Annotated in this window: 19 protein-coding genes; 5 read left to right on the plus strand and 14 right to left on the minus strand. The window is 24.9% G+C overall.

The genetic code is table 4. The annotated features are described in order from the left end of the window. Positions 1-233: 233 nt before the first annotated feature. The 3 genes from AAHJ00_RS00640 to AAHJ00_RS00650 all read left to right on the plus strand — a co-directional run bounded on the left by AAHJ00_RS00640 (position 234) and on the right by AAHJ00_RS00650 (position 1,311). On the plus strand, positions 234-425 hold the full coding sequence (locus tag AAHJ00_RS00640; RefSeq protein ID WP_342224139.1) for a hypothetical protein: 192 nt from the start codon (positions 234-236) through the stop codon (positions 423-425). 59 nt (positions 426-484) lie between these two features. Next, positions 485-850: a transposase family protein gene (locus AAHJ00_RS00645; RefSeq protein ID WP_342224590.1), complete on the plus strand. Its 366-nt coding sequence runs from the start codon at positions 485-487 to the stop codon at positions 848-850. 221 nt (positions 851-1,071) lie between these two features. Continuing rightward, a complete protein-coding gene (locus AAHJ00_RS00650) occupies positions 1,072-1,311 on the plus strand; it encodes a hypothetical protein (RefSeq protein ID WP_342224140.1) in 240 nt (79 codons plus the stop codon). 1,266 nt (positions 1,312-2,577) lie between these two features. Here the strand turns inward: AAHJ00_RS00650 and frr are convergent. Further along, on the minus strand, positions 2,578-3,135 hold the full coding sequence (gene frr, locus AAHJ00_RS00655) for a ribosome recycling factor (protein WP_342224141.1): 558 nt from the start codon (positions 3,133-3,135) through the stop codon (positions 2,578-2,580). A 53-nt stretch (positions 3,136-3,188) separates the two neighbouring features. Then, complete coding sequence (gene pyrH, locus AAHJ00_RS00660) at positions 3,189-3,911, minus strand: UMP kinase (protein WP_342224142.1); 723 nt, start codon at positions 3,909-3,911, stop codon at positions 3,189-3,191. 434 nt (positions 3,912-4,345) lie between these two features. Between pyrH and AAHJ00_RS00665 the strand changes: the two genes are divergently transcribed. Continuing rightward, positions 4,346-5,134, plus strand: a complete 789-nt coding sequence (locus AAHJ00_RS00665) for an IS30 family transposase (protein WP_342224591.1) — start codon at positions 4,346-4,348, stop codon at positions 5,132-5,134. A gap of 38 nt (positions 5,135-5,172) precedes the next feature. Here the strand turns inward: AAHJ00_RS00665 and AAHJ00_RS00670 are convergent, their stop codons facing one another. The 12 genes from AAHJ00_RS00670 to AAHJ00_RS00725 all read right to left on the minus strand — a co-directional run bounded on the left by AAHJ00_RS00670 (position 5,173) and on the right by AAHJ00_RS00725 (position 15,549). Further along, positions 5,173-5,703, minus strand: coding sequence for a hypothetical protein (locus AAHJ00_RS00670; protein WP_342224143.1), 531 nt, complete (start codon positions 5,701-5,703; stop codon positions 5,173-5,175). Positions 5,704-5,843: 140 nt separating this feature from the next. Continuing rightward, entirely contained in the window at positions 5,844-6,668 is an 825-nt protein-coding gene (gene tsf, locus AAHJ00_RS00675) for a translation elongation factor Ts (RefSeq protein ID WP_342224144.1), read from the minus strand. Positions 6,669-6,685: 17 nt separating this feature from the next. Continuing rightward, a complete protein-coding gene (rpsB, locus tag AAHJ00_RS00680; protein WP_425288873.1) occupies positions 6,686-7,495 on the minus strand; it encodes a 30S ribosomal protein S2 in 810 nt (269 codons plus the stop codon). A gap of 306 nt (positions 7,496-7,801) precedes the next feature. Further along, positions 7,802-8,689, minus strand: a complete 888-nt coding sequence (locus tag AAHJ00_RS00685) for an IS30 family transposase (protein WP_342224146.1) — start codon at positions 8,687-8,689, stop codon at positions 7,802-7,804. A 95-nt stretch (positions 8,690-8,784) separates the two neighbouring features. After that, the gene (locus AAHJ00_RS00690) at positions 8,785-9,735 is read right to left on the minus strand and encodes an IS30 family transposase (RefSeq protein WP_342223478.1); all 951 of its coding nucleotides are present in this window, start codon (positions 9,733-9,735) and stop codon (positions 8,785-8,787) included. Between the two features lie 89 nt (positions 9,736-9,824). Then, entirely contained in the window at positions 9,825-10,076 is a 252-nt protein-coding gene (locus tag AAHJ00_RS00695) for a hypothetical protein (RefSeq protein ID WP_342224147.1), read from the minus strand. 163 nt (positions 10,077-10,239) lie between these two features. Next, positions 10,240-10,461, minus strand: coding sequence for a hypothetical protein (locus AAHJ00_RS00700; RefSeq protein WP_342224148.1), 222 nt, complete (start codon positions 10,459-10,461; stop codon positions 10,240-10,242). Between the two features lie 2 nt (positions 10,462-10,463). Beyond that, positions 10,464-10,790, minus strand: coding sequence for a hypothetical protein (locus AAHJ00_RS00705; protein WP_342224149.1), 327 nt, complete (start codon positions 10,788-10,790; stop codon positions 10,464-10,466). A gap of 545 nt (positions 10,791-11,335) precedes the next feature. Then, the gene (locus AAHJ00_RS00710) at positions 11,336-11,599 is read right to left on the minus strand and encodes an HPr family phosphocarrier protein (protein WP_342224150.1); all 264 of its coding nucleotides are present in this window, start codon (positions 11,597-11,599) and stop codon (positions 11,336-11,338) included. Positions 11,600-11,692: 93 nt separating this feature from the next. After that, a complete protein-coding gene (locus AAHJ00_RS00715; RefSeq protein WP_342224151.1) occupies positions 11,693-13,840 on the minus strand; it encodes an ATP-dependent helicase in 2,148 nt (715 codons plus the stop codon). Positions 13,841-13,852: 12 nt separating this feature from the next. Further along, complete coding sequence (locus tag AAHJ00_RS00720; RefSeq protein WP_342224637.1) at positions 13,853-14,632, minus strand: RDD family protein; 780 nt, start codon at positions 14,630-14,632, stop codon at positions 13,853-13,855. Next, positions 14,602-15,549, minus strand: a complete 948-nt coding sequence (locus AAHJ00_RS00725; protein WP_342224152.1) for a glycosyltransferase family 2 protein — start codon at positions 15,547-15,549, stop codon at positions 14,602-14,604. Before AAHJ00_RS00725 ends, AAHJ00_RS00720 begins: the two co-directional genes overlap by 31 nt. A gap of 194 nt (positions 15,550-15,743) precedes the next feature. Here AAHJ00_RS00725 and AAHJ00_RS00730 point away from each other — a divergent pair, with 194 nt between their 5' ends. Beyond that, positions 15,744-16,694 (plus strand): IS30 family transposase, encoded by a 951-nt coding sequence (locus AAHJ00_RS00730; RefSeq protein ID WP_342223766.1) that lies wholly within the window; start codon positions 15,744-15,746, stop codon positions 16,692-16,694. Positions 16,695-16,720 lie beyond the last annotated feature (26 nt).

Consider the following 16,720-nt stretch of genomic DNA (forward strand, 5'->3'; position numbering starts at 1 on the left):
TTTTTATTTACAAATAATTTGTAATTATTTTAATAAGTAATGCAAGAAGTCTAATAAAATAAGTTCTTTTAAGAAAGAGGTAAAAATAATGAATACAAAAGTACTAACTAGATATTTTAGTGTCTTATGCATTATCAACAACGGATTAATAATTCCACAACTAACAAGTCAAAAAAGTAAAAATATAACATTAAAATAAAGCACATACAATAGACTTGGTACATATCGTATTATTGCAAAAAAAATATAATATTAGTCATGTTAGTTGTATTCGTAATATCTTTTGAGTTGAAAATACTCTAATAAAAAATAGTCACTTTCATATACCTGGCAAAAAGATATTATTGGAAAATAAGGGTACTAATAATAATTTATTAGCAATTGATGCTACAGAAATTCCAATTGAAAGAATTAAAAAAAACTAAAATTATTATTTTTTGGTAAGAAAAGGCAACATTCATTAAAATCGCAAATAATTATTGATTTATTTAACAATAAAATTATTTCAGTAGATTTTTGTTATGGTAGTATTCATGATTATAAGTTATTTTTAAAATCAAATACACTTATAAATCCAAAATTAGAATTAATTGCTGATTCAGGATATCAAGGTTTGCAAAATGTTCATAAAAATACATTATTGCCAATTAAAAAGAGTAAAAATAATCCTTTAAATCCAGATAAAAAGGAATATAATAGCTTTTTAAGTAAAGTTAGAATTGCCATTGAACATGTTTTTGCTAGATTAAAAAGATTTAAAATACTAGTTTATCGTTATCGCAATAAGATTAGAAGATTTGGATTACGATTTAACTTAATTTCAGGAATATATAATTTTGAATTAAGCTAGTTATAGTTATTTACCAAGTCTAATTAATAATTCGCGAAATAGCAATTGAAAATTTATTAAAAAAAGTAAACATTAAATTATCACAAACTCAAAAGAAAAATAATATTAAACTTGATAAATACTGTACTTTTGGAATAATTGATGAAAATGATTATTATCGTGAGTATCGCTTTGCTGACAGCTCACCAGTATATCTAAAAAATTCTTTTACTAGTGAAAAAATGATTGTCAATGGAAAATCTACTGGTTCATCTAAAGAAGTAAAGGGTGGCTGATTAGCGTTACAATATCGTTATATTGCTAATTTCAATGACTGTGAAACAGCATTAATATTAGCAGAATGAAACAAAACAAAAATTGAAGATATATTTATAACTAAAAAAACCGATAATACCCAATATGCAATTCCAGTCATAATTCTTAATATATGAAAAGCATTAAAAGCAGTAGGTCTTTTATAAAAAATAAATAATTATTTCAAACCAAAATATTATTTTGACTATATAAAAGGCTATATATTTTCACAAAATTTTCTTACAACAAATGATATTTATCAAGTCAGCAATAAATTAAATAATGGTATTACTATTCAATATTGATGAAAACGATTTAGTTATGATTGAATTGGACTATTTTTACAAGATAAACTAGGTAATGGTGATGAAATTAAATTTCACTATGTTAGTGATATTGATAGAATTAGATACCACACTTGAACAGATTGCTGAGGAGGGCCTTATCCAGAGATTGTGCTATTCACTGAAAAGACCGCTGAACAGAACTGATTGAGAAAAACATATGACAAATCGCAACATAGTTTTTACGGTCACAACAGTGCGACTAATCTTTAACATTATTTTTTGAACAACAATGATGTTTCTTTATCCTAATAGTTTAACTGGAGGGCGTATAACAAAGAGGTAGGGAAATAAAGTTGATTTAATTTTATTAATTAAAATACCTACCTCCTTTTAAAAATTATTGTTAAGAGGAAGGAGTATTCTTACTGGTCTAAAATGGTTACCTTACACACATAATATAAACCAATCTCCAATATTTATACGAAGTGCATATTTTTTTTACAAAAGAACAAAAAGACGATAATTATCGTCTTTTTGTTATTTCCCTACCTCTTTGTTGTACGCCCTTAACTGGAAGTAATCGTGCCAATGCCTATGATGAAATTAAAATTATTCTTGAAAAATGTCTTATCCCAAATAATGTTACTTTTTTTCCATTTCATTATTTTATAACCTTTGTTACTTTTAGTATTATCTTTATCAGTCTACAAATTTTTTCTTATTTCAGTCAAATAAAAGCAAAAATAGCAATTGTGCTTTTTAGCATTTCATTGCTTGCCTTAATTCTCTTAACTTTAGTAGCAACAATGTCGCTTATTAGAATTGAAGATTTTGGCGAAACAATGTGATGTAGTTATCGAGAGATTGCTGTCTCCGCTCTAATTCTGATTTTCCTATTTTGTCCTGCATTATATTAGACTTGGTACATAACTATAACATTTTGCACCTACCAAACTATAAAATTCACTTTCATCTTTATATTTATCTAATATTTGTGCTTCATCTAGAAAATAATATTATCAAAATAGTAGATAAAATTGAGGGTTATGTACCAAGTCTATTGAAATTTATATTACTGTAAAAAATATGCTCGTAAATAACTTTAAAAAATAAAACTCTCCTAGATAAAGGAGAGTTTTATTTCCATTAAATCGTCATTAATTCTTTTTCTTTTTCTAAAGCAATAACATCAGCCTTAGCAATATACTCATCAGTTAATTTTTGAATATCTTCTTGATAAGATTTAACATCATCTAAAGGCAATTTAGATTTTTTAATAATTTCATTAATATCTCGTCTTAAATTACGAATCCGAACTCGCATTTCTTCAGTAATCTTTTTTACTTGCCGAACAAATTCTTTGCGTTTTTCTTCAGTTAATTGAGGGACATTCATTCTAATATAATCACCTTGGTCTTGCAATGAAACTTGCAAATTAGCTTTAGTAATAGCAGCAATAACTTGCTTAATAATACTTCGATCATAAGGTTTAATAACAAGTTGTCGTCCTTCAACAACCGTAATTGCAGCAACTTGATTAACTGGAGTTAAACTACCATAATAATCTACCAAAACAGAAGCAAGAATTAAAGGATTAGCTCTTCCTGTACGAATCTTACTTAATTCATATCGTAAATTTTCTAAAACCTTTTTCATTTCTTCTTTTGTCTGTTCAATCTCTAATTGTAATTCCTCAATTAACATTAATTATTCTCCTTATCTTTATTACTTTAATTTAATCCTATTTCTTAAAAACTTTAACTATTGTTACTACTAATAATAGTAATTTTAGTATTTTCTTGTAAGGCTTTAACAATATTATCTGGTTCATTAATATCAAACACAATAATCTTTAAATTAGCTTCCATACTCATTGTAATCGCTGTTAAATCCATTACTCGTAATTGTTTTTGTGTTATATCCTCATAAGTTAAAAACTTATAATGAGTAGCAGTATTATCAATTTTTGGATCAGCACTATAAACACCATCAACACCATTTTTAGCCATTAATAAGACATCAGCTTTAATTTCCGCTGCTCGTAATGCTGCTGCGGTATCAGTTGTAAAATAAGGATATCCCGTTCCTGCTGCTAAAATAACAACATAACCCTTAGCTAATCGTGACAGACATTTTTTAAAATAATAAGGTTCACAAATTTTATTCATTTCAATTGATGACTGAATAATTACTTTATCAAAGTTTTGATTTTTAAATTCAGCTTCTAAAGCTAAAGCATTCATTACCGTAGCTAACATCCCCATATAATCAGCATTAACCTTATCTAAACCAGCGATTTTAGCATTAACTCCTCTTCAAATGTTACCACCACCAACAACAACAGCAATTTCAATTCCTTCTTGTAATAAAGTAATAATTTGTTTAACAATATTTTTCATTCGTTGTGGATCATAAATGCTAACACCCCCTAAAGCTTCACCACTAATTTTTAATAAACATCGCTTATATTTAAATTTCATTATTCACACCTACTTCTTTTCTCAATAGACTTGGTACATAACCCTCAATTTTATCTACTATTTTGATAATATTATTTTCTAGATGAAGCACAAATATTAGATAAATATAAAGATGAAAGTGAATTTTATAGTTTGGTAGGTGCAAAATGTTATAGTTATGTACCAAGTCTAATATATATTTTATACGAGATTTTTTTAAATAAAAAGAAAAACTTTAATTAAAATCTTAAAGTTTTTCTTTGCTGAATTATACTTGTAAGTGCAAGTAAATAAAATTGCAAAAAATCTCATATAAAAATTTCATGATGCTAAGTTTATTTTAGAAAAAACAAAGCAAGGAGTTTTTATATGGGTTACAAACATCTTGGCATATATGAAAGAATTTATATTGAGAAGTCAATAGAAATAAAGATAGTAATCATTATTTTTCATTAATTGCACAAAATAAAGCAGAAAACAGAAAACAATCACATGTTTATTTTCATAAGTTTAAAAATAGAGAATTAGTAAAATATGTACAACAAAAATTACTATTAGGTTGATCGCCTGAACAAATTTATGGCAGAATTAAAAATTTTCATAAAGAATGAATTATTAGTTTTAAAACAATTTACAATTGAATTTATTCTGGATTACTTGAAAAAGTTACTAATAAAAATTTAAGAAGAAAAGGTAAGAAACGAAAATCTCAAGAAAATCGCGGTAAATTTAATGGTAAATCAATTAAAGAACGAAATATTAATGTTAATAATCGTATAACTGTTGGTCATTGAGAAGGTGATACTGTAGTATCATCACGAGGTAAAAGTAAATCATGTTTAATAACTTTAGTTGAAAGAACATCAAGATTTACTTTAGCAATGTTAGTTGAAAATAGAACTACTAAAGTTGTTAACGAAAACATTAGCCATTATTTATCAATTCTTCCAAATAATCTTGTTAAGACTATAACATTTGATAGGGGTAAAGAATTTTCTAATTGACAACAACTTGAAAAAAATTTAAATGTGAAAATTTATTTTGCTAATGCGTATTCGCCTTGACAAAGAGGTACTAATGAAAATACTAATGGTTTAATTAGAGAAAAATTTCCTAAAAAATTTAATTTTTCAAATACTACTAAAAATGCAGTTCATAAATTTATATTGTCTTTAAACCAAAGACCAAGAAAAATACTAAATTATCTTTCACCAATCGAATATTTGGTTAGAAAAATAATTTAGTTGCACTTAACTTTACAATTTGGCCTTTTAAAATATTATTACTTTTCTTTTTTTGAACGCACCTTTTTAAGTGGTTTTTTGTTAAGCAGATTATTTTCTTCTAAATTCATTACCTTATGAATATAATCTTGATAATTTTCCAAAATAAATTTTGTTGTTAAACTTTTTTTATTTCAACTAATTTTTCTTTTTGCTCTAGAACCTTCAATAAACCGAACTGTTAAATAATCATTTTCATTCTCATTTATTTCATAAATTTTTTCAATTCGAATCTTTCGCCCAAAAAGAAAAACAAATTGTTTCGTAAACTTAACAGCTAAATAATCAGAAACTAAAATACAATAAACGACAGTAAAAATAAGTAAAGCAAAATTTATTGTTAATAAACTAATAGCAAATTTATCATCTGATGATAAATTATCACTAATGGAAAAATTATATGTTTTACTAGTAATTGCTAATATTAATGTTGTTAACTGTAAAGGTAAATTCATTACAATAATTGTTAATAAAATCAATGATTGTTTCTTATTTCAAAATCCTACTTTTGATGCAACTTTGTTAAACATTGTAAAACTACCAATAATTATTGCTATCAAACCAAAATAAAATGCAAATAAGAAATAAACTATTACTGATAAATACACTTAATTATGCCTCCTTTATTTTATCTTTATTTCAATGCTAATGTAGCACTAATTAATAAAAATTAATCAATTTTAATAATTCCTTCGCCAACTTCATAACGATACATTACTAAAACTTTTGTATTATGCATTATAAGAATTTCTTGAACTTTTTTCTTTTCATCAAACATAAAGGGTTGATCTAATAAAGAATATTCCACTAATTGCTTATCTAAACGACCTTGCTTAATTTTCTCCAAAATTTCTGGTGGTTTATTTTCTGTTGCCATTTGACTATTAATAATATCCATTTCCTTATTAATAAAATCTTGAGGAATATCTTCGCGACTAATAAAAGCAGGTTTTGAAGCCACAACATGCATCGCAATTTTTTTAGCAATATCATTATCAACTTGCCCTTGTAATTTAACTAAACTAGCAATACGATAATTACCATAATTATATCCCACTAATGTCTCTTGATCACTTTTAGTAATAATCGTAAAACGACGAATACTAATCTTTTCACCTAATTTATATGTTGCCTCATTTAATAAATCATTAACAGTAATATTTTCTTCATTTTTTAACAATAATCCCACTTCTAAATTAAGTGGTTGATGTTTCAAAAATAAAGTTAAAATATTATCTAATAATTCAAGAAATAATTTATTTTTAGCAACAAAATCAGTTTCACAGTTTAATTCTAAAATAATCGCTATATCATCAGCAACTAAAACTTTTGATAATCCCTCAGTATTAATTCTTGCTTGTTTAGCTTGTGCCTTTGCAATACCATTTGTTCTTAATCATTGAATCGCTGCTTCAATATTGCCATTACTAGCCTCTAATGCTTTTTTGCAATCCAAAAGTCCAACACTAGTACGGTCACGTAAACTTTTAATCATTTCCATTGTTATTGGCATTATTCTTTAGTTCCTTTCGCACCATCATTTTTTTTAACAATTTCTGCTTCTTTTTTACTTGGAGAAATAACTGCTGGGACTGATTCAGCACTAGCATTAGTTTGTAGTTTTTCTTCTTTAACAATAGTTAAATCAGTAGCTTCAATAATAGCATCAGCAACTAATGATGAAATTAAAGCAATTGTTTTAGCAGCATCATCATTTCCAGGAATTGGATAACTAATACCATCAGGATCACTATTAGTATCACAAATAGCAATAATAGGAATATTTAACTTCAATGCTTCTTTAATTGCATTGTGTTCAACATTAGTATCAATAACAAATATTGCTTGGGGTAATGCTCGCATATGGCGAATTCCACTTAAAAACTTATCTAATTTCTCTTTATCTTTTTGAATTAAAATTTGCTCTTTTTTTGGTAAAACAGATAACTCCGTAGTTTTTTCTCGTCGTTCAATATTTCATAATTTTTTAACACTTTTTTGAATTGTTCTTAAATTAGTTAAAGTTCCCCCAAGTCATCGTTTATTAACATAAAAAGAATTACTTCTTACTGCTTGTTCTTTAATAATATTTTGAGCTTGTTTCTTAGTACCAACAAAAATAATTTTTCCACCAGTTTTAGTTATTGATTTAACAAACTCTAAAGCTTCTTCTAACTTAATCATTGTTTTATGTAAATCAATAATATAAACTCCACTTTTTTCAGTGAAAATATACTTTTTCATCTTGGGATTTCATCTTTTAGTTTGATGACCAAAATGAGTCCCCGCTTCTAATAACTTTTCCTTAGTAACACTTGCCATATTTATTTCCTTTCGTTTTTCTTCCATATCCTTCTAACATTAATCACTTAATTTAAATAAGCACTAGACTAATGAATCCACATATGTGTTGCTTTTAAAATATTAGCAAATAAATTATAACACATTTATATTAAATCAATTTCACCAGTTTTATTTAACGGTCGCGTTTAGTTTTCTTAGGTATTGCTTTGAAGAAGCAAAACAATCAGCTAATTATATTATTTAATTACTAAACTAACCCTGCCTTTCTTGTTATTGTCCTTTTTATTCATTACCATTCTATCATATTATTGAAGTCTATTGTCTTTAAACCAAAGACAATATAAATTTATGAACTGCATTTTTAGTAGTATTTGAAAAATTAAATTTTTTAGGAAATTTTTCTCTAATTAAACCATTAGTATTTTCATTAGTACCTCTTTGTCAAGGCGAATACGCATTAGCAAAATAAATTTTCACATTTAAATTTTTTTCAAGTTGTTGTCAATTAGAAAATTCTTTACCCCTATCAAATGTTATAGTCTTAACAAGATTATTTGGAAGAATTGATAAATAATGGCTAATGTTTTCGTTAACAACTTTAGTAGTTCTATTTTCAACTAACATTGCTAAAGTAAATCTTGATGTTCTTTCAACTAAAATTATTAAACATGATTTACTTTTACCTCGTGATGATACTACAGTATCACCTTCTCAATGACCAACAGTTATACGATTATTAACATTAATATTTCGTTCTTTAATTGATTTACCATTAAATTTACCGCGATTTTCTTGAGATTTTCGTTTCTTACCTTTTCTTCTTAAATTTTTATTAGTAACTTTTTCAAGTAATCCAGAATAAATTCAATTGTAAATTGTTTTAAAACTAATAATTCATTCTTTATGAAAATTTTTAATTCTGCCATAAATTTGTTCAGGCGATCAACCTAATAGTAATTTTTGTTGTACATATTTTACTAATTCTCTATTTTTAAACTTATGAAAATAAACATGTGATTGTTTTCTGTTTTCTGCTTTATTTTGTGCAATTAATGAAAAATAATGATTACTATCTTTATTTCTATTGACTTCTCGAATAATAGTACTAATACTTCGATTAAGATTTTTAGCTATTTCACTAATTTTTACTTTAAACTTCAATTGATTCTCAATATAAATTCTTTCATATATGCCAAGATGTTTGTAACCCATATAAAAACTCCTTGCTTTGTTTTTTCTAAAATAAACTTAGCATCATGAAATTTTTATATGAGATTTTTGCAGCCAAATTGTAAAGTTAAGTGCAACTAAATTATTTTTCTAACCAAATATTCGATTGGTGAAAGATAATTTAGTATTTTTCTTGGTCTTTGGTTTAAAGACAATATAAATTTATGAACTGCATTTTTAGTAGTATTTGAAAAATTAAATTTTTTAGGAAATTTTTCTCTAATTAAACCATTAGTATTTTCATTAGTACCTCTTTGTCAAGGCGAATACGCATTAGCAAAATAAATTTTCACATTTAAATTTTTTTCAAGTTGTTGTCAATTAGAAAATTCTTTACCCCTATCAAATGTTATAGTCTTAACAAGATTATTTGGAAGAATTGATAAATAATGGCTAATGTTTTCGTTAACAACTTTAGTAGTTCTATTTTCAACTAACATTGCTAAAGTAAATCTTGATGTTCTTTCAACTAAAGTTATTAAACATGATTTACTTTTACCTCGTGATGATACTACAGTATCACCTTCTCAATGACCAACAGTTATACGATTATTAACATTAATATTTCGTTCTTTAATTGATTTACCATTAAATTTACCGCGATTTTCTTGAGATTTTCGTTTCTTACCTTTTCTTCTTAAATTTTTATTAGTAACTTTTTCAAGTAATCCAGAATAAATTCAATTGTAAATTGTTTTAAAACTAATAATTCATTCTTTATGAAAATTTTTAATTCTGCCATAAATTTGTTCAGGCGATCAACCTAATAGTAATTTTTGTTGTACATATTTTACTAATTCTCTATTTTTAAACTTATGAAAATAAACATGTGATTGTTTTCTGTTTTCTGCTTTATTTTGTGCAATTAATGAAAAATAATGATTACTATCTTTATTTCTATTGACTTCTCGAATAATAGTACTAATACTTCGATTAAGATTTTTAGCTATTTCACTAATTTTTACTTTAAACTTCAATTGATTCTCAATATAAATTCTTTCATATATGCCAAGATGTTTGTAACCCATATAAAAACTCCTTGCTTTGTTTTTTCTAAAATAAACTTAGCATCATGAAATTTTTATATGAGATTTTTTGCAATTTTATTTACTTGCACTTACAAGTATAATTCAGCGAATATTGCCAAAATAAATGGAAAAATGAATATTCAGTAGTCAGCAAAGAAGTTACCGACTTGTGGCATATTAACAACAATAATTTCTCACATTTTAGTAAATGCTGTTATAATCGCATTTCATAATTTAGTCATCGCGTCACTAGCTGTTATTTTTTCTACTGTTGCTGGTGCATCGGCCAAGAAAGTTTGTTTAATTTGTTCTCAATTAAATTCTTTTAAGTTTATTGTCATTTTTTATCTCCCAAAAATCATTTTTATTGGTAAATACATAATTGAAATTAGTGTGAAAAGAAAAGTAATGATAATAATTAATCCGGCAATAAACGCAACTTGTGCAGGCATTTTTCTATCGGAACAAACAGTTTTAAAAATTCCATAATAATTTCTCAAAACATTATTTTTTATTCTCATTATTTTCTTTTGAATTAGGAGCTTTAACTCATTCTTCAAAGCGAGCAATAAATACTTTTTTGTCTTTTGTGAAATTACCAGTATTATTTTTAATGACATTTTTATATTTAATTCTAATTTTTATTTTGGCATAAATTTTATAAGCAAAATATGCCAATAGCATTATGCAAATGATAATAAATATTATTCCAATCGCAATATTCATTTTTAAACTCCTTTAAAATAGTTATAATTTATATCTTTTTTGTTGTTTTCTTTTTCGGCAATGAAAAAACCTAATAATTCTTGTCCCTTAATTAATTTGGTTTCATTTTCTTTTTGATTAATTGAAATTACTTGATATTTACTATCTTTTATTATTCCAATGCAAATTGAATTTTCGTATTTTCCTTTATAAACAAATCGTTTTGGAAACCAAATACCGATTTGTTCATTAAATCACGGAATTTTTGGTGCTTTAATAAGCATTGCGTTTTGTGTTTCTTTTAAGAGATATTTTTTAGTATTTAAGAAAATGTTTTCAATATTTTTCATAGTAAATTACCTTTCTTATGAATAAACTAAGTTATATTAACTAAGTTAGTTAACTTAGTTTTTTAAACACTTATATATCGCAGATTTAAGTGTTTAACAAGCTTTGTTAGTAAATTTTGTTTTTTTAATTAGATAAAGATTTTAATAATTTTAAACTTAGTATACCCCTATAAATAGAAATTTCTACACTAGACTTGGAACTAATTTAATAGCGTGTATATTTTTAGGAAATCCACCCATTCATTTTTTTATTGCAAAACGAAACAAATTGCTATAGCTAATAGGGTGTTATCTATTAACTGATAAACTTCTTTTGGTTATGGCGACCACTCACAATTTATCGTGCTTTAATACATACCAACATTATTAACTCACTTGTATTTAATTTTTAAAGAACAAATTTTTAACACCTTATAAAATAAAAAGACAATCATTACTGACTGTCTTAATACTTATTCAAATATTTGTCCACCTAACAAAACTTTATGCGTCCTTGCAATCTTAAAAAAACAAAATAAAAATACGAAATTATTCGTATTTTTAAATTAAACCAATTTATTATCTTTCATTGCTCTTTTAATGCCAGCAATCGCAACATCAGCATCTTTACCAATTGCTTCAATTTCTACTTCTGTTCCCGTTTTAACTCCTAAAGCCATAATATTCATAATTGACTTTAAATTTCCTTCACGACCATTAACTTTAATTTTAATAGTAGAACTATATTTTGAAGCTTTTTTAACAACAATCGCAGCAGGTCGTGCATGCATCCCAATTGGATCAGTAATTTTAGCTTTAAATGATGACATTTTTATTTCTCCTTTAATTTTTTTACATCAATAAATAATAAATTAATAAATGTAAGTTAATACTAACATAAACGGCAATTAAAAACTAGATATCTAATCTTCCTGCAAAACCTTCTTTAATAATGGATGATTAGATCGTAAAACTTTAATCCCACTATTAAAAGCAACCTCAACATTAGAATTTAAAATATTAGTTACCATCCCTTTACCAAAAGTAGAATGTTGAATAATATCACCAGTTTTTCATTGCGAATTTTTTTCTTGTGTTAAAGAAATATTTTTCGGTATTGTTCAATTTAATGACCGTTTAGTATCTTCTAATTGTTCATCGCTTTTAATTTCTAATAAACTAGGATTAATTTCAATAACAAATCTTGAAGGTAAGCGATAATTATTAGTTACATAAGAAAACCCTTCACTATAACTTAAAAATAATCCTTTCCTTGCTCTTGTAATCGCAACATATAAAATTCTTCGTTCTTCTTCAATAGCAGAAATTCCTTCTTCAATACTTAAAGTATTAGGAAAAATGCCTTCATTTAAACCAATAATAAATACAAAATCATATTCTAAACCTTTAGCATTATGAATTGTCATCAAACTAACTTTATCTTGATCAGCAGAATTTTCATCTTGATCAACATATAAACTAACTTCTTGTAAATAATGTTGTAATAATTCCATTCCTTGTAATGAATCAGAATTTTGCAAATCATAATTTTCCATATGATTAAATAATTCTTTAACATTTTCTAAGTGTTCTTCTTCAAAACCATCTGCTAATTGCTGTAAGTAATTACCGTTATTTAAAAAATCTTGACTAAATGAAGTCATCTTTTCATATGATTTTAGCTTCTCTTTTCAAACTTTTAAATATGTAATTAATTTAATTATTGATGGTTTTAAACTAGCAACATTTACCATTAAATATTCTAAAAGCGATTGGTGATTATTTTGTGATTGTTCAATTAAATTATTAATTGTTGTCATCCCCACACCTTTAATCAAATTTAAAACTCTTACTGTTGATAACTGATCACCATAAACTAAAGTTTTTAAGTAAGCTAAAACATCCTTAATTTCTTTTCTTTCAAAAAACTTAAAACCACCATAAATACGATAATTAATATGATTATTAATTAATGCTTCTTCTAAATCACGAGAAAGATAATTAGCACGATAAAGAATTAAAATATTATTTAATAAAATATTTTTCTCAACTAATTTTTTAATTTCTTTTGCTACTCAGTTAGTTTCACGAATACTAGTATTACCATGATATAGTTTTGTCTTACTACCAAGGTCATTCATCGTAAATAAATCTTTAGCAATTCGTGAATGATTATGATTAATAAGAATATTTGCCACATCTAAAATATTTTGTGTTGAACGATAATTTTGATTAAGAATAAAAGTTTTTCCATTAGGAAAATAGTTATCAAAATCTAAAATTAATCTTGCTTTTGCTCCCCGAAAAGAATAAATTGTTTGATCTGGATCACCAACAACAGTAATATTTTGATGAATTTTTACTAAATAACTAATTAATTCAAACTGTAATTCATTAGTATCTTGAAATTCATCAACTAAAACATACGAAAATCGCTTTTGTCACTTTTGTAATACTTCTGCATGATGCGAAAATAATTCTAAAGTTAATGTCAATAAATCATCAAAATCAACCATATTATTTTTAGGTAAATGTTGTAAATAAATCTTATAAATTTCTAATCATTGTTGTTTATGTTCATGATAAAAATCATTATTAATAACATCACGATCACGATACGATAATTGATGATTTTTTCAATAAGAAATCATTCTACTAACTTTCTTAATTTTATTACTATCAAAATTATATTGCTTATTTTTAATAATATCTTTTAAAATATTAATTTTATCAACAGTATCAATAATAATAAAATCTTTTGTATATCCCAAAACCACAATATCTCTTCTTAAAACGCGAACACAAAAAGCATGATATGTATGAACTCATGTATATTTAGATTTATCACCAACCAATTCATTTAATCAACTTTTCATTTCATTAGCTGCTTTATTAGTAAAAGTTACTGCTAAAATTTGATTACTACTAATAGCCAAATTATGAATTAAATGAGCAATTTTATAAATAATAACTCTTGTTTTGCCACTTCCAGCACCAGCTATAATTCTATTAGCACCTTCACTACTTAAAACTGCTAATTTTTGTTCTTCATTTAAATGGTTTATATTCATCTTCTACTCCTTTTATAAGTCTTCAATTGCTTTTAATTCTTTACTATCAATAGTTCCGGGTAAAGAATCTTGTAAATGAATATGAATTTTATTATCTTGTAATTTTTCTTTTTCCTGTTTTTTTTCTTGATGATAACGAACATCAACAATATAAAGTTGTAAATAGCGATCAAAGAATAATTGATTTTTAACATCAAACTTATAAAGTAACATTAAAGAACCATATCATAATAAATAAAATAATCCCATTAATCTTAATGTAATTGTTACTGCTAACGGTAAAGAATGGTGTGACTTAGTAATTACAAAAATATTTTGGTAATTAAAAATAAAAATTGGATATTTAAAAACTAAACTAACAAATAAATTACTAATAATCAAAATTACTCACGGAACAATTGTAATAAACAATTCCCGATATAATAAATCTCAAATCCGAATCTTTTTTTTACCTTCTTTAATTAATTTAAAACGAAAAATAAATTTTGCTATTGTTCTACCTTGACAAAAATATGGCATCATAACAAAATAAGACATTAATAGTGACAATGCACTTAGATGATTAATAATTGCTTTTTGTCAATCATTAAGATATTGATTTTGATAAATTCCCCAAGTAATAATAAAAATTATCATACTGATAATTATATAATCAATCACTCTAGCAAAAATTACTTTTCAAAGTGTTACTAACAAATATTGGGATTTTTTTCTTATAGTGTTTTTATCACTACTAATAGTTTTAATTTTCATAATATTAATTAAATAAAATTCTTTAAATATTTTTTTCAATTTTTAGCAACATCTCTATTGAACAAATCATCTGGTACTAAATTGAGATATTGATTTTTTTCTCAGTGAGGAAATCTTTTAGTGACTTTATTTGTAACTTCTTTAACAGCTTTTTTAACTAATACTTTATTTCCTGTTGGAGCAATAATTTTTAAAAATGTATAGTAATGAAAACGAACAAATGCATATTCTAATTCTTCAGTTAATTCTCGTGCTAAGTTAATTTGTTTATAATAGTTATAAATATGAACTCATTGCTTTAAAAAATCAAAACTATTAAAATTTAATAACGGCTCAATTTCAATATCTAGTAATATTTTAGTACTCGTATATAAAGTTTCAATTCATGGTAATATTTTATAAATAAATAATAAATCAAAACGATTAGAACGACGAAAAGTAATTTTATGACTAGTAATAATCTTTCTTTTAAATAACTTATTAAATAGTGAATGATGAATTAAAGCAAAGACTTCACGATTTAAAAGGGGATGATACAAATTATTATTTTTTAATCTTCGCGAAGAAACATGATGATAAACATTAGAATACTGAACCATAAATTCAATTAAATCAGGTTCATCATTATTATTAATTTCTTGTATAATACTTTCCATAAAATTATTTATTAATTTATATCCCGGTTGCAAAAATAAAACATAAGTTCCTTTAGCATTACTTAATGCTAAATTTCAAGCATTAGCAGTTTCAATTTCTCTTCAACTACTAATAACTTTAATAATATCACTATGTTCTTGAAAGAATTTAGAAATATATTCTAGAGTATCATCTTTTGTTTTATCATCCACAATAATAATTTCATAATCTTTACCGTTTTGTTTTAAAATACTATTTAATGTTATTTCTAACTTATTAGTGTCATTAGAACTAGTTAAAATAAAACTGATTGTCACCATTATCACTCCCTTAATATAATAATTATAACATTTGCCTTTATATATTACCTAATTAATTTATTATCATATAATATTAATAAAATGATAGCTGAATTATACTTGTAAGTGCAAGTAAATAAAATTGCAAAAAATCTCATATAAAAATTTCATGATGCTAAGTTTATTTTAGAAAAAACAAAGCAAGGAGTTTTTATATGGGTTACAAACATCTTGGCATATATGAAAGAATTTATATTGAGAATCAATTGAAGTTTAAAGTAAAAATTAGTGAAATAGCTAAAAATCTTAATCGAAGTATTAGTACTATTATTCGAGAAGTCAATAGAAATAAAGATAGTAATCATTATTTTTCATTAATTGCACAAAATAAAGCAGAAAACAGAAAACAATCACATGTTTATTTTCATAAGTTTAAAAATAGAGAATTAGTAAAATATGTACAACAAAAATTACTATTAGGTTGATCGCCTGAACAAATTTATGGCAGAATTAAAAATTTTCATAAAGAATGAATTATTAGTTTTAAAACAATTTACAATTGAATTTATTCTGGATTACTTGAAAAAGTTACTAATAAAAATTTAAGAAGAAAAGGTAAGAAACGAAAATCTCAAGAAAATCGCGGTAAATTTAATGGTAAATCAATTAAAGAACGAAATATTAATGTTAATAATCGTATAACTGTTGGTCATTGAGAAGGTGATACTGTAGTATCATCACGAGGTAAAAGTAAATCATGTTTAATAACTTTAGTTGAAAGAACATCAAGATTTACTTTAGCAATGTTAGTTGAAAATAGAACTACTAAAGTTATTAACGAAAACATTAGCCATTATTTATCAATTCTTCCAAATAATCTTGTTAAGACTATAACATTTGATAGGGGTAAAGAATTTTCTAATTGACAACAACTTGAAAAAAATTTAAATGTGAAAATTTATTTTGCTAATGCGTATTCGCCTTGACAAAGAGGTACTAATGAAAATACTAATGGTTTAATTAGAGAAAAATTTCCTAAAAAATTTAATTTTTCAAATACTACTAAAAATGCAGTTCATAAATTTATATTGTCTTTAAACCAAAGACCAAGAAAAATACTAAATTATCTTTCACCAATCGAATATTTGGTTAGAAAAATAATTTAGTTGCACTTAACTTTACAATTTGGCGA

It is taken from the genome of Spiroplasma endosymbiont of Asaphidion curtum (genome assembly GCF_964031085.1).
Classification (GTDB): domain Bacteria; phylum Bacillota_I; class Bacilli_A; order Mycoplasmatales; family Nriv7; genus Nriv7.